The organism is Pantoea sp. Tr-811 (assembly GCF_011752535.1).
In the GTDB taxonomy this organism is placed as follows: domain Bacteria; phylum Pseudomonadota; class Gammaproteobacteria; order Pseudomonadales; family Pseudomonadaceae; genus Aquipseudomonas.
The window spans coordinates 118084-136505 of sequence record NZ_VWXJ01000006.1 but is presented as its reverse complement, the minus strand read 5'-3'; the positions used below and the strand labels follow the sequence as shown (position 1 = coordinate 136505).

Below are 18422 nucleotides of genomic sequence, written 5' to 3'. Positions count from 1 at the left end.
TCAGCTCCAGCCAGCCTTGCTACGGCGCCCGGCATACAGCAGGAGCAGCACCAGGAACGAGAACACCAGCATGGCACCGGCCAGCCAGTGGGCTTGTGAATAGGCCATGGCCTCGACGTGATCGAAGATCTGCACCGAAACCACGCGGGTCTTGTCGGGAATGTTGCCACCAATCATCAGCACCACGCCGAACTCGCCCACGGTGTGGGCAAAGCCCAGGATGCTGGCGGTGACGAAGCCGGGCCGGGCCAGTGGCAGCACCACATGGACGAAGGTGTCCCAGGGGCTGGCGCGCAGGGTCGCGGCGACTTCCAGCGGGCGCTGGCCAATGGCGGCAAAGGCGTTCTGCAGTGGCTGTACCACGAAGGGCATCGAATACACGGTAGAGCCGATGACCAGGCCGGTGAAGCTGAACACCACGGTGCCCAGGCCCAGGGCCTGGGTTGCCTGGCCGAGCCAGCCGTGCGGGCCAAGGGCGATCAGCAGGTAAAAGCCGATCACCGTTGGCGGCAGCACCAGCGGCAGGGCCACCACCGCGCCCACCGGCCCGCGCAGCCACGAGCGCGTGCGCGCCAGCCACCAGGCGATGGGCGTACCGACCAGCAGCAGGATCAAGGTGGTCAGGCTGGCCAACTTCAGGGTCAGCCAGATCGCACCCAGGTCACTGGCGTCCAGTGGCATCAGATTTCATAACCGTAGGACTTGATCACCGCAGCGGCTTTCGGGCCCTTGAGGTAGTCGACCAGGGCCTTGGCCGCTGGGTTGTCCTTGCCCTTGTTGAGAATCACGGCGTCCTGGCGGATCGGGTCGTGCAGGTTGGACGGTACGATCCAGGCCGAGCCGTTTTCGACCTTGCCGTCCTTGTAGATCTGCGAGAGGGCAACGAAGCCCAGCTCGGCATTGCCGGTGGACACGAACTGGAAGGCCTGGGTGATGTTCTGGCCTTCGACGATCTTGCCCTTGGTGGCCTCGGTCAGCTTGAGTTTATCCAGTACCTGGGTGGCGGCCAGGCCGTAAGGCGCGGCTTTCGGGTTGGCGATGGACAGGTGCTGGAACTGGTTCTTCTTCAGCACTTCACCCTTGTTGTCCACATAGCCGGGCTTGGCCGACCACAGCGCCAGGGTGCCGATGGCGTAGGTGAAACGCGAACCTGGGACAATTTCCTTTTCCTGCTCAAGCTTGGCCGGGGTGCTGTCATCGGCGGCGAGGAACACTTCGAACGGGGCGCCGTTCTTGATCTGTGCGTAGAACTGCCCGGTGGCGCCATAGGCGGCGACCAGTTTGTGGCCGGTGTCTTTCTCGAAGTCCTTGGCGATCGCCTGGATCGGCGCGGTGAAGTTCGCGGCGACGGCAACCTGAACCTCGTCAGCCCAGGCGCTGTTGAGGGAAATCAGGCTGGCCAGGGCGGTGGCGGCCAGGTGGGACAGGCGAATACGCATGAAGACTGCTCCTTGGGGTGGTTATCGTTATGGTGGTGACTATATAGCGATAGGCCATTTGTCGGGAAGGGGGCTTCAGTTGATGTTGGCCGCGCCGCAACGATACCTCTAGGAGATCCCCCAGCACTGCGGGCTACGTTGTCGCGCAGGGAATATTGCACGTAGGCGCGCCGCCATCCTTTGTAGGAGCGGGCTTGCCCCGCGAACACCGGCGCAGCCGGTGCCATGCACCGCGGTGCTTGCTTCGCGGGTCAAGCCCGCTCCTACACGAATCGCGCTCCCACAGAGTTCTGAACCAGATAGCCGGTGTAGGCGGGCGGCAGCGGTTCGATGGCTATCGCGCTATCTGCGCCAAGGCTTTCTCGGCAATCTCCCGCGTCAACGCCTCGGCGCCCATAGGCCTGCCCAGGCGCAAGGCCTGGCCTGCCCACAGGTTGCTGAAATCGCTGTTGCCCTGGGGCTCGGTGATCGCCCGCAAGGGCATCAGCGCGCCCCCTGCCAGCGGAAAGCGCGGGGCCAGTGCGCTCATCGGCCCCAGCTCACGCATGATGCGGTTGTTGATGCCCCGCGCCGGGCGCCCGGTGAACAGGTTGGTCAGCGCCGTGTCGCTGGCCGCTGCGGTGTCCAGGGCATGGCGGTGGGCTGGCGACACCTTGGCCTCGGGGCAGAACAGGTAGGCGGTGCCGATCTGCACGGCGCTGGCACCCAGTGCCAGTGCCACCACCAGGCCACGATGGTCGGCGATGCCGCCGGCGGCGATCACCGGCAGTTGCACGGCGTCGGCAATCTGCGGCACCAGGGCCAGGGTGCCGATCTGGCTGGTGATGTCGTTGCTCAGGAACATGCCCCGATGGCCACCGGCCTCATAGCCCATGGCGATGATTGCATCGCAGCCGTGGGCCTGCAGCCACAGCGCTTCCTGCACCGTGGTGGCACTGGACAGCACCTTGGCCCCGGTGGCCTTGACCCGCTCCAGCAACCCCGCCTCGGGCAGGCCGAAGTGAAAACTCACTACCTCCGGGCGCAACTGCTCCACCCACTGGCAGCTCTGTTCGTCGAAGGGCGCGCGGTTGGACACGGGCGAGGGCGCCTCGTGGTCGGCGCCGACTTCCGTGTAGTACGGCTTGAGCGCCTGCTTCCAGCGGGCATCGCGCTCTGGGTCGGGCGCAGGTGGCTGGTGGCAGAAGAAATTGAGGTTCAGCGGGCGCCCCGGGCAGGCGGTGCGGAACGCCTGAACCTCGGCGTACACCTGCTCGCCGGTGAGCATGGCGCAGGGCAGGGCGCCGAGCCCGCCGGCCTTGGCCACGGCAATGGCCAGGGGTGAACCGCTGGCACCGGCCATCGGCGCTTGCAGCATGGGCAACTCGATGCCCAGCAGATCGAGGATACGACGGTCGGGCCAGTTGCTCATGCGCTACTCCTTGAATGCGGTGGCCTTACAGTGCCTTGCTCACCTGGATGTCGCTGATCTTCTCGGCGTCATCGCCGTGGATCTTGCGCAGGGCTTCCAGCGCCTGCTCGTGGGAGGCATCGGCCATCACGGCGAAGTCCCAGCGGCGCTGGCCGTCGAGCTTGTACTTGATGACGTACTTGATGTTCTGGGTCATGGCGGGCCTTATCCGAGTTTCGACGACGAGCGACGGATGATCTTGATCTTGTGGGTGAGGGTCGGCTTGCGGGTCACCGAGATCGGGCGCGTGGTCACGGTATCGATGGTGATGTTCCAGAACCCGGTGCTGGGTACGGTGATTCTGGCCGGGAAGCGTTCGAAGTGGCCGCCGTGGTAGGTGTGCCGGCCGCCGTTCTTGAAGCTGCGGAAGTTGGCGTCGTTCATCAGGCGGATGTTGCAGCGCTGGGAGCATTCGATGACGACGATGTCGTCCTCGTTCAGGTGCTCGCGCTGGTGTACGAATTTCATGGGGTGCTCCGCAAAGTCTGGTTCTGCAAAGGCGAACGATACCACGATGTGAACCTGCCCTGCCGCGCTTGGCCGCCGCGCCGTAGATAAATCTGCCAAAGCACGGAGCAAATGCGCCTTGCCGTTGTCGTACACATTCTTGATAGCAGAGGTGCTGCAAATGAAGTGGATGGTGGCGGCGTTGTGCCTGGCGCTTGGCGGTTGTGCCAGCGTCTCGGAATTGGAGCAATCGCGGGAAACCCTGGAAGTGATCTCTGGCAAGACGCCGCGTGAATTCGCCGATTGTGTGAAGCAGCGCCTGGCCGAGTCCCGCGGCCCACTGGAAGAGGAAAAACACGGCGAGGGCCTGCGCCTGATCGTGCCGCAGAAGCTCACCCCCGGCACGGGGCCGGCAGCGTTGGTGGACATCGGCAAGCGCGGCAGTGGCAGCAGCATCAAGCTGCACGAACGGCTCAACAACTTCCCACTTCGCCCTGGGGATGTGCGCACGCAAGTGACCGAATGCATCTCCGGTAGTTGATCTGGCGCAAGTGATGCGCGGTTAAAAGGCCATTTGCCATCCCTTGGTCGGCCCAGGCGTTGTTGCGGCTTTCCCTACGGGGCTAGTATCCATTTGCTTATGTTTTTTAAGCCTAAGCTTATAACAAAAGAAATGGAGATTCGTGATGACCCCGTTGAGTCGCGTCGTGATCGGCAGCTTGCTGATCTTGGCCTGGCCCGCGGCGCATGGCGCCGATGGCCAGAACGTATTCACCCAGGGTGGTGCCAACCCCGCCGCCATGGCTTGCCTGGGCTGCCATGGGCCTGACGGCAAGGGCATGCCGGCTGCAGGCTTTCCCCGCCTGGCCGGCTTGCCGGCCGGCTACCTGAGCAAGCAATTGCATGACTGGCGCAGCGGCAGCCGCCAGCAGCCGGTGATGGCGCCCCTGGCCAAGGCCCTGACGGACGATGAAATAGATGCCGTCAGCGCTTACCTGGCCAGCCTGCCCGCCGACCCAGCCCCGCCCCTGCGGCGCCAGCAGATCGCGGCCAATGCCACCGAGCGCCTGGCCCTGTACGGCGACTGGCTGCGGCAGATTCCCGGTTGCGTGCAATGCCATGGCCCTGGCGGCAGCGGTGTGGGCGAGCATTTCCCACCCCTGGCCGGGCAGCCTGCGGCCTACCTGGTGGCGCAACTCAATAGCTGGCGCGATGGCAGCCGGCGCAACGACCCCAATCAGTTGATGGTCGGCGTGGCCAAGGCCATGACCGATGCCGAAGTCCAGGCGATTGCCGAGTTCTTCGCCCAGCCCGCCCGCCAGGAGGCCCAGCCATGAAGCGCCTGATGCCAACCCTGCTACTGCTGGCCATGGGCAATGCCTTGGCCGTGCCCATTGCCATGCCAGACCAGTCCCAACTGCAGGTGCCGGCTGGCGATGCCACGCCGCGCTTCATGCCCCCAGGCGAGGGCGAACTGCCGGACAACGCCTTTGGCAAGATGGTCCGTGAAGGCCACGCGCTGTTCGTCGACACCCGGCGCCTGATGCCCGAGGCCGTGGGCAACGGCATGAACTGCAGCAACTGCCACCTCGACCAGGGGCGCCTGGCGCATTCTGCGCCGCTGTGGGGTGCCTACCCGATGTACCCGGCGTATCGCAAGAAGAACGACAAGGTCAACACCTATGCCGAGCGCGTGCAGGGCTGTTTCCAGTTCAGCATGAATGGCAAGCCGCCGGCGGCGGACAGCCCGCAGATGACGGCGTTGTCGGTGTATGCCTATTGGTTGTCTACCCGCGCGCCCACTGGCGTGGAAATTGCCGGCCGCGGCTACCCCGACGTGCCGCAGCCCAAGGGCGGCTACGACTTCGCCCGTGGCCAGCAGGTGTACCGCGCGCAATGCGCTATTTGCCACGGTGACGATGGCCAGGGGCAAAAGGTGGCGGGCGAGTACGTGATGCCGCCGCTGTGGGGCAAGGACGCCTACAACTGGGGGGCCGGCATGCACCGGATCAACACCGCGGCTTCGTTCATCAAGTACAACATGCCCCTGGGCAAGCCGGGTACCTTGAGCGACCAGCAGGCCTGGGACGTGGCCGCCTGGGTCAACCGCCACGAGCGCCCGCAGGACCCGCGCCTGGTGGAAGGTTCCATCGAGAAAACGCGGCTGAAGTTCCATGCCAATGATGGCGTCAACCTGTATGGCCAGCAGGTCGATGGGGTGTTGCTGGGGCAGGGCAGCGGCCATTGAGCATGGCGCCCGGCCCCTGCGCGGCGTGCCCGTGCAGGGGCCGGATGACGTGATTTTCACGAACGGTTTGGAACTATCTACACTGAGATTTCTCTATGATGGCAGCGGTCGCCACAGGCAGGGCATTGTAAGCTGCATGCCGCCTGATTAGACTGCGCCGAATTCCACAGGCCTCGCCTTTGTTTAAGGATGTTTATGATCAAGAAATGCTTGTTCCCCGCAGCCGGCTACGGCACGCGCTTCCTGCCTGCTACCAAAGCCATGCCCAAGGAAATGCTGCCGGTGGTCAACAAGCCGCTGATCCAGTATGGCGTTGAAGAGGCACTGGATGCCGGCCTGAACGAGATTTCCATCGTCACCGGCCGCGGCAAGCGCGCCCTGGAAGACCACTTCGACATCAGCTACGAGCTGGAAACCCAGATCAAAGGCACCGACAAGGAAAAATACCTGGTCGGTATCCGCCGCCTGCTCGACGAGTGCTCGTTCTCCTACACCCGTCAGACCGAAATGAAAGGCCTGGGCCACGCGATTCTGACCGGCCGCCCACTGATCGGTGACGAACCGTTCGCTGTGGTGCTGGCCGATGACCTGTGCGTCAACCTCGACGGCGACGGCGTGCTCGCGCAAATGGTTGCGCTGTACAAGAAGTACCGCTGCTCGATCGTCGCCATCCAGGAAGTCGACCCGCAGGAAACCAACAAGTACGGCGTTATCGCCGGTGAAGAGATCAAGGACGGCATCTTCCGTGTCGACGCCATGGTCGAGAAGCCCAAGCCTGAAGACGCACCGTCGAACCTGGCGATCATCGGCCGTTACATCCTGACCCCGGACATCTTCGAGAAGATCGAACAAACCGAGCCGGGCAAGGGTGGCGAGATCCAGATCACCGACGCGCTGATGAAGCAGGCCGCTGAAGGCAACGTGATTGCCTACAAGTTCAAGGGCAAGCGTTTCGACTGCGGTGGCGCTGAAGGCTACATCGAAGCGACCAACTTCTGCTTCGAGCACTTCTACAAGGCTGGCAAGGCTTACTGATTCACGCTGTTGCTGATGGCTGGGGCCGCTTTGCGGCCCTTCGCGGGGCAAGCCCGCTCCTACACGGCCGGTGCAAATCCCAAGATTTGCACACAACCTGTAGGAGCGGGCTTGCCCCGCGAAGGGGCGCAAAGCGGCCCCAGTGCGTTATGCTGGGCGCCTGCCAAGGAGACTGAATACATGGCCTACGATTTTGATCTGTTCGTGATTGGCGCCGGTTCCGGCGGCGTGCGCGCGGCGCGCTTCGCTGCAGGCTTCGATGCGAAAGTGGCAGTGGCCGAAAGCCGCTACCTGGGCGGCACCTGTGTCAACGTTGGCTGCGTGCCGAAAAAACTGCTGGTGTACGGCGCCCACGTTGCCGACGAACTGGAACAAGCTGCCGGCTTCGGCTGGACCCTGGAAGAAGGCCACTTCGACTGGGGCACGCTGATTGCCAACAAGAACCGCGAGATCGAACGCCTCAACGGCATCTACCGCAACTTGCTGGTGAACAGCGGCGTGACCTTGCTGCAAGGCCATGCGCGCATCACTGGCGCCAACGAAGTGGAAGTGCACGGCCAGCGCTACAGCGCCGAGCATATCCTCATCGCCACCGGCGGCTGGCCGCAGGTTCCGGACATCCCGGGCAAGGAACTGGCGATCACCTCCAACGAGGCCTTCTACCTCAAGGACCTGCCACGCCGGGTGCTGGTGGTCGGGGGCGGTTATATCGCCGTCGAGTTCGCGGGCATCTTCCAGGGCCTGGGCGCCGATACCACCTTGCTGTACCGCGGCGACCTGTTCCTGCGCGGCTTTGACGGCTCGGTGCGCACCCACCTCAAGGAAGAACTGGAAAAACGCGGCCTGAACCTGCAATTCAACGCCGATATCCAGCGCATCGACAAGCTTGAAGATGGCACCTTGAAGGCCACCCTCAAGGATGGCCGCGAACTGTTGGCCGATTGCGTGTTCTACGCCACTGGCCGGCGGCCGATGCTCGACAACCTGGGCCTGGAGAACACCGGCGTGGAGCTGGACGCGCGTGGCTATATCCGCGTCGACGACCAATACCAGACCACTGCCCCTTCGGTGCTGGCCATCGGTGATGTGATTGGCCGTGTCCAGCTCACCCCGGTGGCCCTGGCCGAGGGCATGGCCGTGGCGCGGCGCCTGTTCAAGCCCGAGCAGTACCGCCCGGTGGACTACCAGAACATCCCGACCGCCGTGTTCAGCCAGCCGCCGATCGGCACCGTGGGCCTGACCGAAGAGCAGGCGCTGGAAGCTGGGCACAAGGTGCAGGTCTTCGAAAGCCGCTTCCGCGCCATGAAGCTGACCCTCACCGACATTCAGGAAAAAACCCTGATGAAGCTGGTGGTCGATGCCGAAACCGACAAGGTGCTGGGGTGCCACATGGTCGGGCCGGATGCCGGCGAGATCATCCAGGGCCTGGGCGTGGCCTTGAAGGCTGGTGCCACCAAGCAGCAGTTCGACGAAACCATCGGCGTGCACCCCACGGCCGCCGAAGAATTCGTCACCATGCGCACCGCCACCCGCTGATCTTTTCGGGCTGACAGCGCGCCAACCGGCGCGTTGCCAGCCCGCAATCCTTTGCTCAGCCCATTCCCTTCTATTAATTATCGCCGGTTATAGCCAAAACCAATCACCAGCATGAGCTTTGCCAATGAGCCTTTGTCGGGAGCAGCGGTTAGGATTCTCTCCATCAACTGATTCCAACCCCATGAAGGAGCGTCTCTCATGCCAATCATCAACAGCCAGGTCAAACCGTTCAACGCCACTGCCTACCACAAGGGCGAGTTCGTGCAGGTCAGCGAAGCCGACCTGAAAGGCAAGTGGTCCGTCGTGTTCTTCTACCCAGCCGACTTCACCTTCGTCTGCCCGACCGAACTGGGTGACCTCGCCGACAACTACGCCGAATTCCAGAAACTGGGCGTGGAAATCTACGGCGTGTCCACCGACACCCACTTCACCCACAAAGCCTGGCACGACACCTCGGAAACCATCGGCAAGATCCAGTACCCACTGATCGGTGACCCGACCCACGTCATCTCGCGCAACTTCGACGTGCTGATCGAAGAAGCCGGCCTGGCCGATCGCGGTACCTTCGTGATCAACCCGGAAGGCCAGATCAAAATAGTTGAACTGAACGACGGTGGTGTAGGCCGCGATGCTGCCGAGCTGCTGCGTAAAGTGAAAGCTGCCCAGTACGTTGCCGCTCACCCAGGCGAAGTGTGCCCAGCCAAGTGGAAAGAAGGCGAAGCGACCCTCGCGCCATCGCTGGACCTGGTCGGCAAGATCTAAGCCGATGCGCACCCCGCGGGCGGTGGACAGCCGCCAAAGCTGAAGTACCTACCGCCCCGTAAAAGCGCCCGGGCGACCTCGCCTGGGCGTTTTTGTATCCGAGTTTTGAAAAAGGAATCGCCCGTATGTTGGACGCCACGCTTAAATCGCAACTGAAAACCTACCTGGAGCGGGTCACCCAGCCGATCGAGATCGTTGCCTCCCTCGACGACGGCGCGAAGTCCCGCGAATTGCACGACCTGCTGGTGGAAATCGCCGGCCTGTCGAACCTTATTACCTTCAGCGCGGACGGCACCGACGCCCGTCGCCCTTCGTTCTCGCTGAACCGCCCGGGTGCCGACATTAGCCTGCGCTTCGCCGGCATCCCCATGGGCCACGAATTCACCTCGCTGGTACTGGCGCTGTTGCAAGTCGGCGGCCACCCATCGAAGGCCAGCACCGAGGTGATCGAGCAGATCCAGGCCCTGGAAGGTGAATTCACCTTTGAAACCTACTTCTCGCTGTCCTGCCAGAACTGCCCGGACGTGGTTCAGGCGCTGAACCTGATGGCCGTGCTCAATCCCAATGTGCGCCACGTGGCCATTGACGGCGCGCTGTTCCAGGACGAAGTGGAATCGCGCAAGATCATGGCGGTGCCGAGCATCTACCTCAACGGTGAACTGTTCGGCCAGGGCCGCATGGGCCTGGAGGAAATCCTCGGCAAGATCGACACCAATGCCGGTAGTCGCCAGGCCGAGAAGATCAACGCCAAGGACGCCTTCGACGTGCTGGTGGTTGGCGGCGGCCCCGCCGGCGCTGCAGCGGCCATCTACGCCGCCCGTAAAGGCATCCGCACTGGCGTTGCCGCCGAGCGTTTCGGCGGCCAGGTGCTCGACACCCTGGCCATCGAGAACTTCATCTCGGTGCAGGAAACCGAAGGGCCGAAACTGGCCACGGCGCTGGAAGAACACGTCAAGCAGTACGACGTGGACATCATGAACCTGCAGCGCGGCGAAGCGTTGATCCCGGCAACCGATGGCGGCCTGCACGAAGTGCGCCTGGCCAGCGGCGCCTCGCTCAAGGCCAAGACCGTGATCCTGGCCACCGGTGCCCGCTGGCGCGAGATGAACGTGCCGGGCGAGCAACAATACCGCGCCCGTGGCGTGGCCTACTGCCCGCACTGTGACGGCCCGCTGTTCAAGGGCAAGCGCGTGGCGGTGATTGGTGGCGGCAACTCCGGCGTGGAAGCGGCCATCGACCTGGCCGGTATCGTCGCCCAGGTGACGCTGATCGAGTTCGACAGTCAACTGCGCGCCGACGCGGTGCTGCAGCGCAAGCTGCACAGCCTGGCGAACGTCAAGGTCATCACCAGCGCGCTGACCACCGAGGTGGTGGGCGATGGCGAGAAGGTCACCGGCCTGCGCTACAAGGACCGCAACACCGAGCAGGTGCATGACCTGGCTCTGGAAGGCATCTTCGTGCAGATCGGCCTGCTGCCGAACACTGATTGGCTCAAGGGCACCGTCGAGCTGTCGCCACGTGGCGAAATCATCGTCGATGCCAAGGGCCAGACCAGCCTACCGGGCGTGTTCGCTGCGGGTGACGTGACCACCGTGCCGTACAAGCAGATCGTGATTGCGGTGGGTGAGGGCGCCAAGGCTTCGCTGGCGGCATTCGACCACCTGATCCGCACCTCGGCACCGGCGTAAGCCTGGGCTGGCCTCTTCGCGGGGCAAGCCCGCTCCTACAGGCGATCTGAGGATTACCTGTAGGAGCGGGCTTGCCCCGCGAAAGGGCCGGCACTGCCAAAGCAAATCCCGAGGGTGTCTATGCTTACGGCAGACACCCTCAGGAATCTCACCATGACCCTGATCAGCCGCGAACCCTGGTGGCTAGTCCCTCCCAAACCCGGGCAGCAGGAGCAGGACCTGCACTGGGGCTACCTGGAAATCTACGCCGACGGCCGCACCGTGTTCGTCGACCAGCGCCCCAGTGACCGGGAGTTGGCCGAGCGCAAGAGTTGCCGCAATTTCCCCAAGCCTGAACCCTAAGCGGCTCAGCCCTCCAGCTCGGCCAGGCGGGCTTCCAGTGCCGCAATCCGCGCTTCAAGCGCTTCGATCCGCTCCTCCGAAACACTGCCGCCTGCGCTGCGGGTCGTGCCTTCCTGCTGGCGGGCTGCCAGAATCGCTTCGATTTCCGCCGGGTCGCCCAGTGCATGGGTGTAACGGTCCTCGCGTTGCCCGGCCTGGCGCGGCAGGTGCAAGGCCAGGTCGCGCGAAATCAGCCGCTCCAGCTGGTGCTGGATCTGCTCGGTGTCATCGAATTCGTGCAGGCGGTTGCTGCGCGTCAGCAGCTCGTTGAGGGTTTGCGGGCCGCGCAGGAACATCAGGCCCATCAGTACCAGCTGTGCCGGCACCAGCTCCAGGGCCTTGTCCACCCGCTGCTCCCAGCGGTCGGCCCGGCTGCCCATCTGCAGGCGGGTCATGTCCTGGCTTTCCAGGGCGCGCAGCGCTTGGCCAACCTGGCCCTGGGTGAGGTTCATCACCGGTTCCCGGCTGGTCTTCTGGTTACAGGCCAGCACCAGGGCGTTGAGGGTCAGTGGGTAGCTTTCCGGGCTGGTGGCCTGCTTTTCAATCAGAGCACCGAGAATGCGGATTTCAGTGCTGTTGAAGCGGCCTTCGCCTGCGGTTTGGTGTTCTGACATGGCCCTGTCTCATGGCTGAGGAAAGGCCCCTAGCGTAGGTAAAGCGCCAGGCTTAAGCAATCGTGCCCTGTGCCGGCTCAGAAACCGTCGTCGTTCAGCGCCAGGCTCTGACGCAGTTGCTCGACCATCGACATGCGCAAGGTTTCCGGCGCCTTCACCCGAATGGACCCCGCCTGGGACAACAGCCAGCCCATCAGTGCGCGGCTGTCCTCCACCGTGGCCGCCAGCATCGAGCCGCCGTTGTCGTGGGGGGCCAAGTGCATGTCTTCGGACAGGGGCTGGTCTTCCAGGCGCCGGGCCAGGCCATCGTCGACCCAGGCACGCAGTTCGATCCATTGCGAAGGCGAAAGGACGTCGGGTTGCAACTGCTGGGCCTGGTCCAGGCTCAGGCCCGGTTGCCAGTACCAGCCGTAGGGCATGCCCTTGCTGTTGCAATGCAGCGGGAACAAGGTCGCCAGTTCATTGAGGTCGCGCTCGACCGTGCGCTTGCTGGTCTTGTGCCCTGACAGCGACAACGCGGCCTGCAGCTGCGTCGAACTCATCCCCGGGTGGCGGTCGGGCAGGAGCTTGAGCAATTGCCATTGGCGGGCGATGGTATGGCGGGTCGGATGGCTAGGCACGGGCGTCGTCCTTGTACAACAGGCGATATCATAGCGCCACGAATGATGGCACATGGCTATACATCTGAGCATACTCCTTTAGGGGGGCGGATCCAAGTTTTGAGAGATCGACGGTTGTTAACGGTCTTAAAAAAGACCAAAATATCGGTCTTAATTGAGGGGTGTGATCATGCAGAACATCTTCGCTGATGTAACTGTGAGCGTGTCGGAGCTCAAGAAGAACCCAACAGCCGTGATGTCTGATGCGGCAGGCATGCCCGTTGCGGTGTTGAACCACAATCGCGTGATGGGCTACATGGTGCCTGCCGAGTTGTATGAGGCAATGATGGAGCGACTTGATGATTTGGAATTGAGCGAATTGGCCAAGGCGCGTGCGGGTGAACAAGGCGTTCCGGTGAATCTGGATGACTTATAAGCTCGAATTTCTTCCATCTGCGTTGAAGGAATGAAAGAAGCTTGGGCATACGGTGCGTGAATTTACGTAGTGCCTTCTCAGTCCAAACTGGCCTGCAACGCCTCGATAAACACCTCTTCAGCCCGGCTCAGCCGTTGCTCCCGGTTCCACAGCAGGTGGATGTCCACATCGGCGAACCCCTCCGCCGGCGGCAGCTTCCACAGCAGCCCCGCTGCCACGTCTGGCGCCACGACGTGTTCTGGCAGGCAGCCGATGCCGAACCCGGCGATCACCAGCCGGCGCACTTCTTCAAGGCTCGGTGAAGACGCGACGATCCTTCCTGAAAATCCTTGTTGATCGCGGAAAATGGTCAGGGGCGAGAGCATGCCGCCAATCTGGTCACTGGCGAAACTGACGAAGTTTTCCCGCTGCAGATCGCCCTGGGCCTGGCCAAACAAGGCGTGGTGCTTGCCGCAGAAAAACGCATAGCGCTGGCGCAGGAACAGGCGCTGTTCCAGCCGGGGCTGGGGCCGGCGGTTCAGGCTCAGCCCGGCCGTGGCGGTTTTTTCCTGCAAGGCTGCAACGATGTCGGAGCTGCGCATCACGTCGATTTCCACATCCACCCGGGGGTGCAGGCGGTGAAAGCTGGCCAGGAAGTCGTCGAACCGCTCGCAGACGATGCGGCTGATCATCAGCAGGCGCACCTTGCCCACCAGCTCGTCGGCCGGTTGTTCCAGCAGGCCGCCGATCTGCGACATCTGCCCGTACACCTCGCCCGCCAGCAGGAACAGTTGCTCGCCCATGTCGGTGAGTACGAAGCGTGGGCCGCGGCGGGCGATCAGCTGGCGCCCTAGCTGCTCTTCCAGGCGCTTGAGTGCCTGGCTCACGGCTGGCTGGGTGAGGTGCAAGCGGGCAGCGGCGCGGCTGATGGACAATTCCTGGCCGATCACCCGGAAGGTGCGCAGCAGGTTCCAGTCCAGGCGGTCGTTGAGCAGGCGTTCGGGCATGGGGCAGGCTCGATGATAAGCAGGGTTAATAGTCTGAATAATAAATAGAAAATTGACTAATCATAGCCCCGGGACGATAAATCGCAGGCATTGAGGCCTGCTGCAGTGGTGTTGGCTGCTTCGCGGGGCAAGCCCGCTCCTACAGAGGCGATGCGGTCCTTGTAGGAGCGGGCTTGCCCCGCGAAGCAGCCAACGCCCAGGCAACAGGCCACGCGCCGCCAGAGCGCCACCGTGACCTTCAACTCCTGCCAGAAAAACAAGCAAAGGAGCCCCCATGCAGCCCTCCGCTTCGCCCCAGCCGCGCCGTGCCGCCGCCGCCGCGTTCATCGGTACCATGATCGAATGGTACGACTTCTACATCTACGCCACCGCCGCTGCCCTGGTGTTCGGCGCCTTGTTCTTCCCGTCCGACAACAGCCTGTTCAGCACCATGGCCGCATTTGCCACCTTCGCCGTGGGCTTTTTCGCGCGGCCCTTGGGCGGCATCGTGTTCGGCCATGTGGGCGACCGCATCGGCCGCAAGAAATCGCTGGTGATCACCTTGCTGATGATGGGCATTGTCACCGTGTGTATCGGCCTGCTGCCAACCTACGGGCAAATCGGCGCCCTGGCGCCGGTGCTGCTGATCGTCCTGCGCGTGGTCCAGGGCATTGCAGTAGGGGGCGAGTGGGGCGGGGCGGTGCTGATGGCCGGCGAACATGCGCCCAAGGGCCGGCGCAACTTCTTCGCCTCGTTCGCCCAGCTGGGCAGCCCTGCTGGGCTGATACTCTCGCTGCTGGCCTTTGGCGCGGTTACCCGCCTGCCCGAGGAGGCCTTGATGAGCTGGGGCTGGCGCGTACCGTTCCTGGCCAGCGCCCTGTTGCTGCTGGTAGGCCTGGCCATTCGCCTGGGGGTGAATGAGTCGCCGGAATTCATCGCCAGCCGCGAGCAGGCGGCCAAGGCCAAGCGCAAGGAGCAGGCGCCGGTGCTGGAGGTGCTGCGCACCGCCTGGCGCCCGCTGCTGCTGTGCATCGGCGCCAATACCCTGGGCATTGCCGGGGTCTATTTCACCAACACCTTCATGATCAGCTACACCACCCAGCAGTTGCACCTGGAGCGCTCGCTGATTCTTGAATGCCTGTTCTTCGTGGCGATCATTCAGTTCTGTGTGCAGCCGCTGGCCGCCTGGCTGTCGGAAAAACTCGGTGCCACCCGCTTCCTGGCCTTGGTCGCGTTGCTGGCCATGGCCTCGCCTTACCCGATGTTCGTGCTGGTGAGCTCTGCCGAAGGCCCGCTGATCGTGCTTGGCATCGCCCTGGCCGCCGCCTGCATGGCCTCGTTCTACGCAGTGATCGCAGGTTACGTCAGCGGCATGTTCGACACCCGGGTGCGCTACACCGCCATTTCCATGGCTTACCAGGTGTGCGGCGCCATCGCCGGCGGGCTCACCCCGCTGATCGGCACGTGGCTGGCCCACACCTTCACCGGCCAGTGGTGGCCGATGGCGGTGTTCTACACCCTGATTGCCACTGTTTCGCTGGTGTGCGTGCTTGCCCTTTCGCGCCATTACGCCCGTAGCCAGCACCTGGAACTGGCCTGACCCATCCGCATGATTCTGGAGTATCCGCATATGTTGAAAAGCAATGGCGAGCGCCTGTGGGCGAGCCTGATGGCCATGGCCGAAGTCGGCGCCACCGCCCGCGGCGGCAGCTGCCGGCTGGCCCTGAGCGACGAGGACAAGGCTGGCCGCGAGCTGTTCAGCCACTGGTGCCGCGAAGCCGGCCTGACCCTGAGCGTGGACGCCATTGGCAACCTGTTCGCCCGCCGAGCCGGCAGCGACCCTGGCGCCGCCCCGGTGATGATGGGCAGCCACCTGGACACCCAGCCTGAAGGCGGCCGGTTCGATGGTGTATACGGCGTGCTGGCCGGCCTTGAGGTGGTGCGCCGCCTCAACGACCTGAACATCCAGACCCGCAAGCCGCTGGAAATCGCCGTATGGACCAACGAGGAGGGGGCCCGTTTCACCCCGGCCATGTTCGGCTCGGCGGTGTTCACCGGCACCCTGGCGCTGGACCAGGCCCTGGCCATTCGCGATGCCGACGGCATCAGCGTGGCCGATGAACTGCAGCGCGCGGGCTATGCTGGCCAGCGCCCCTTGGGCGGTGCGGTGGATGCCTATTTCGAGGCCCATATCGAGCAAGGCCCGATCCTTGAAGACAACGCCAAGGCCATTGGCGTGGTCAGTGGCGGGCAGGCCATTCGTTGGCTGGACGTAACGGTTGAAGGCATGGCGGCCCACGCTGGCACCACGCCGATGCCGCTGCGCAAGGATGCCTTGTACGGCGCGGCGCAGATGATCCAGGCGGTCGAGCAACTGGCGGCGGACTTTGCCCCACAGGGCCTGACCACCGTGGGCGAGCTGTCGATTGCCAAGTCGTCGCGCAACACCATTCCCGGCGTGCTGCGCTTTACCGTCGACCTGCGCCATCACCGCGACGAAGCCATCGAAGCCATGGAGCGCGACCTTACCTCGAACCTGCAAGCCATCGCTGAGCAGCGCGGCCTGCAGGTACGCATCGAGCGCCACTGGGTGAGCCCGGCCACGCCGTTCGATGCCGACTGCGTGGCGGCTGTGCAGCAGGCGGTGGACGGGCTGGGTTATGCCCAGCAGCCCATCGTCAGCGGCGCCGGCCACGACGCCATCTTGCTGGCGCGTTACTGCCCGACGGCGATGGTGTTCATTCCTTGCGTGGGTGGGCTGAGCCACAACGAGGCTGAGGATGTGCTGCCTGAGGATGCTCGGCAGGGCGTGGATGTGCTGCTCAATGCCGTATTGGCGCGTGCTGAGTGAGCGCTTTTCGCCGGTAGATGTGTAGCGCCTTCTAGACCGAGCGCCGCCCGCGCGGCGCTTCGCGAGCTGCGCTCGCTCCTACGTTTGTTTCGGGCCAGTAACGCCTGTGGCAGACGCGCGCGACCGCCTTGTTGGTACGACGCGATAGCGCGACATGCGCCAAAGCGTTCGCGCGCAAATTTCCCAGGATCCACTGGCCCGAAACAAACGTAGGAGCGAGCATAGCTCGCGAAGCGCCGCGCGGGCGGCGCTGGGTTTCACAGGCGCCGCAGATGCCATGGCGACCCCCCTAAATCCCACCCCGGCGCACATGCTTGACCAATACCTTCTCCAACAACTCCCACATCGCCGGGTCCGTGCTGAACGCCACGTTGAAGCGCATCCACCCGGTTGCCTTGGCATCCACCATGAACAATTGCCCAGGCCCGAGCATGATGCCTTTCTCCAGCGCGTCGTCCAGCAGCGCCGCGCTGTCGGGAATGGCCGGGTGGCGGGTCCAGATGTACATGCCTTCATCCGACTCGATGAACAGCTCGAAGCCCAGCCGGTGCAAATGCCGGCCCACTTCCTGGTGCGCCTCGGCCAGGCGCTGGCGCAGGCGCTTGAGGTGCTTGCGCCAGCGCCCGTCGATGATCGCCGCATAAACCACGCGCTCCATCACCTGCGAGGTGGTCAGGCCCGAGCGCATCTTCAGGTGCAGCAGCTTTTGCATCAGCTCCGGGTTGGCCAGCAGGTAACCGACCCGCACATTGGGCGAAATGCTTTTCGAGTAACTGCCCACGTACACCACCTGCTGCAAGTGGTCGAGGCTGGCCAGGCACGGCTGTGGCTCGGCCACCATGTCGGCGTACAGGTTGTTCTCCACCAGGCGGAAACCGTGCTGGCTGGCCAGCTGCAACAGGCGGTGCAGCTGTGGCAGCGGGGTGCGCGAGCAGGTTGGGCTGTGCAGGTGCGGCTGGGTGAAGAACGCCGTGGGGCGGTGGTGCGCCAGCAGCTGCTCCAGGTGGTTGAGGTCGTAACCATTTGGCGTGCGCGGCACGCCGATCAGCGTCGCGCCCTGGGTGCGCAGAATGCTCATCAGGTTCGGGTAGCCCGGGTCGTCCACCAGCACCACGTCGCCTGGGCGCACCAAGGTGCGTACCGCCAGGTCCAGTGCCTGGCTGGCGCCGTGGGTCAGCATCAGCTGCGCCGGGTTGGCCACGATCGACAGCTCCTGCTGCAGGTTCTGCGCCGTCAGCGCGCGCAGCTCCGGCAGGCCCATCGGGTCGCCATAGCCGGACAATTCCAGCGGGCTGCCGGCCACCTGGCGCAGGCCGCGGCGCAGCCCGTCCTCGTACATCCAGTCGTTGGGCAGCCAGCCGCAGCCGGGCTTGAACGGCAGTTGGCGGATTTCGAAAATCTGCTGCAGGTACCACTCGGAGTTGAACGTCGGGCGCCCCGTCTCAGCTTCGCCGCTCTGGCTATCCAGTAGCTCGTTCGCTGCACGATTGACGAAGAACCCCGCATTTCCCTTGCTCACCAGCAGGCCTTGGGCGACCAGGCGGTCGTAGGCCTCGACCACGGTGAAGGTGCTCACCGAATAGGTCGCGGCGAAGGCGCGAATGGACGGAACCTTGGCGCCGGGCTTGAGGGTTTGGTTGTCGATCAGCTCGCGCAGGCCGTCGATGATCTGATTGACCAACGGCGTTGAGGAGTCTGGATGTAATTCAAGCATTCGGGGCCTTCAGGAGTGCGTAACGCCAAGCGCCAGCGGGGTGTATTGCATCGGCGGCCTGTACAGTGCAGTGCGAGATTCATGCCACTGTGCATGGCTCTCTACGTCGGACATTTTTACATTAGGTGTCAGATATCGCCACATAAAGCATGTTCAGTTCGTTCCAGGTGCCAACCCTGGGGCGCGTCAGCAGGCCGCCACGGAAGGCCTGCGTGTGTTTTTTGCACACCATCCTGCCCGCATTAGCACTGATGTAC

Annotated in this window: 20 protein-coding genes; 11 read left to right on the top strand and 9 right to left on the bottom strand. The window is 63.7% G+C overall.

Features of this window, described 5'->3' with window-relative positions; genetic code table 11:
* From modB to F3J44_RS11385, 5 genes are all read right to left on the bottom strand, one after another.
* The gene (gene modB, locus F3J44_RS11405) at positions 1 to 681 is read right to left on the bottom strand and encodes a molybdate ABC transporter permease subunit (protein WP_167065082.1); all 681 of its coding nucleotides are present in this window, start codon (positions 679 to 681) and stop codon (positions 1 to 3) included.
* The gene (modA, locus tag F3J44_RS11400) at positions 681 to 1439 is read right to left on the bottom strand and encodes a molybdate ABC transporter substrate-binding protein (protein ID WP_167065079.1); all 759 of its coding nucleotides are present in this window, start codon (positions 1437 to 1439) and stop codon (positions 681 to 683) included. Before modA ends, modB begins: the two co-directional genes overlap by 1 nt.
* Positions 1440 to 1773: 334 nt before the next feature.
* The gene (locus F3J44_RS11395) at positions 1774 to 2850 is read right to left on the bottom strand and encodes a nitronate monooxygenase family protein (protein ID WP_167272394.1); all 1077 of its coding nucleotides are present in this window, start codon (positions 2848 to 2850) and stop codon (positions 1774 to 1776) included.
* 25 nt (positions 2851 to 2875) lie between these two features.
* The gene (locus tag F3J44_RS11390; RefSeq protein WP_167065073.1) at positions 2876 to 3046 is read right to left on the bottom strand and encodes a hypothetical protein; all 171 of its coding nucleotides are present in this window, start codon (positions 3044 to 3046) and stop codon (positions 2876 to 2878) included.
* Between the two features lie 8 nt (positions 3047 to 3054).
* Complete coding sequence (locus F3J44_RS11385) at positions 3055 to 3357, bottom strand: DUF1883 domain-containing protein (protein WP_167065070.1); 303 nt, start codon at positions 3355 to 3357, stop codon at positions 3055 to 3057.
* Positions 3358 to 3517: 160 nt separating this feature from the next.
* Between F3J44_RS11385 and F3J44_RS11380 the strand changes: the two genes are divergently transcribed.
* The 8 genes from F3J44_RS11380 to F3J44_RS11345 all read left to right on the top strand — a co-directional run bounded on the left by F3J44_RS11380 (position 3518) and on the right by F3J44_RS11345 (position 10947).
* On the top strand, positions 3518 to 3877 hold the full coding sequence (locus F3J44_RS11380) for a hypothetical protein (protein ID WP_167065067.1): 360 nt from the start codon (positions 3518 to 3520) through the stop codon (positions 3875 to 3877).
* Between the two features lie 145 nt (positions 3878 to 4022).
* Positions 4023 to 4673: a cytochrome c gene (locus F3J44_RS11375; RefSeq protein ID WP_167272392.1), complete on the top strand. Its 651-nt coding sequence runs from the start codon at positions 4023 to 4025 to the stop codon at positions 4671 to 4673.
* Positions 4670 to 5584: a c-type cytochrome gene (locus F3J44_RS11370; protein WP_167065061.1), complete on the top strand. Its 915-nt coding sequence runs from the start codon at positions 4670 to 4672 to the stop codon at positions 5582 to 5584. Before F3J44_RS11375 ends, F3J44_RS11370 begins: the two co-directional genes overlap by 4 nt.
* 195 nt (positions 5585 to 5779) lie before the next feature.
* On the top strand, positions 5780 to 6619 hold the full coding sequence (gene galU, locus F3J44_RS11365) for a UTP--glucose-1-phosphate uridylyltransferase GalU (RefSeq protein WP_167065058.1): 840 nt from the start codon (positions 5780 to 5782) through the stop codon (positions 6617 to 6619).
* A 180-nt stretch (positions 6620 to 6799) separates the two neighbouring features.
* Entirely contained in the window at positions 6800 to 8155 is a 1356-nt protein-coding gene (gene gorA, locus F3J44_RS11360; protein ID WP_167272390.1) for a glutathione-disulfide reductase, read from the top strand.
* Between the two features lie 198 nt (positions 8156 to 8353).
* A complete protein-coding gene (gene ahpC, locus F3J44_RS11355; RefSeq protein ID WP_054884952.1) occupies positions 8354 to 8917 on the top strand; it encodes an alkyl hydroperoxide reductase subunit C in 564 nt (187 codons plus the stop codon).
* 125 nt (positions 8918 to 9042) lie between these two features.
* Positions 9043 to 10605: an alkyl hydroperoxide reductase subunit F gene (ahpF, locus tag F3J44_RS11350; RefSeq protein WP_167272388.1), complete on the top strand. Its 1563-nt coding sequence runs from the start codon at positions 9043 to 9045 to the stop codon at positions 10603 to 10605.
* Between the two features lie 153 nt (positions 10606 to 10758).
* Positions 10759 to 10947 carry a hypothetical protein gene (locus F3J44_RS11345; RefSeq protein ID WP_167065049.1) on the top strand — a complete coding sequence of 63 codons (189 nt, stop codon included), beginning with the start codon at positions 10759 to 10761 and terminating at the stop codon, positions 10945 to 10947.
* Between the two features lie 5 nt (positions 10948 to 10952).
* On the opposite strand, the gene F3J44_RS11340 is transcribed toward F3J44_RS11345, so the two are convergent.
* Positions 10953 to 11600: a YceH family protein gene (locus F3J44_RS11340; protein WP_167272386.1), complete on the bottom strand. Its 648-nt coding sequence runs from the start codon at positions 11598 to 11600 to the stop codon at positions 10953 to 10955.
* 77 nt (positions 11601 to 11677) lie between these two features.
* Positions 11678 to 12220: a WYL domain-containing protein gene (locus tag F3J44_RS30355; RefSeq protein WP_167272385.1), complete on the bottom strand. Its 543-nt coding sequence runs from the start codon at positions 12218 to 12220 to the stop codon at positions 11678 to 11680.
* A 169-nt stretch (positions 12221 to 12389) separates the two neighbouring features.
* Here F3J44_RS30355 and F3J44_RS11330 point away from each other — a divergent pair, with 169 nt between their 5' ends.
* Entirely contained in the window at positions 12390 to 12635 is a 246-nt protein-coding gene (locus F3J44_RS11330) for a type II toxin-antitoxin system Phd/YefM family antitoxin (protein ID WP_167065041.1), read from the top strand.
* 77 nt (positions 12636 to 12712) lie between these two features.
* Here F3J44_RS11330 and F3J44_RS11325 read toward each other — a convergent pair whose 3' ends face one another.
* Positions 12713 to 13621 (bottom strand): LysR family transcriptional regulator, encoded by a 909-nt coding sequence (locus F3J44_RS11325; protein ID WP_167065035.1) that lies wholly within the window; start codon positions 13619 to 13621, stop codon positions 12713 to 12715.
* Between the two features lie 274 nt (positions 13622 to 13895).
* Here F3J44_RS11325 and F3J44_RS11320 point away from each other — a divergent pair, with 274 nt between their 5' ends.
* Entirely contained in the window at positions 13896 to 15200 is a 1305-nt protein-coding gene (locus tag F3J44_RS11320; RefSeq protein ID WP_167065032.1) for an MFS transporter, read from the top strand.
* Between the two features lie 30 nt (positions 15201 to 15230).
* Positions 15231 to 16451, top strand: a complete 1221-nt coding sequence (locus F3J44_RS11315) for a Zn-dependent hydrolase (RefSeq protein ID WP_167272384.1) — start codon at positions 15231 to 15233, stop codon at positions 16449 to 16451.
* Between the two features lie 289 nt (positions 16452 to 16740).
* Here F3J44_RS11315 and F3J44_RS11310 read toward each other — a convergent pair whose 3' ends face one another.
* Positions 16741 to 18165 carry a PLP-dependent aminotransferase family protein gene (locus F3J44_RS11310; RefSeq protein ID WP_167272383.1) on the bottom strand — a complete coding sequence of 475 codons (1425 nt, stop codon included), beginning with the start codon at positions 18163 to 18165 and terminating at the stop codon, positions 16741 to 16743.
* Positions 18166 to 18422 lie beyond the last annotated feature (257 nt).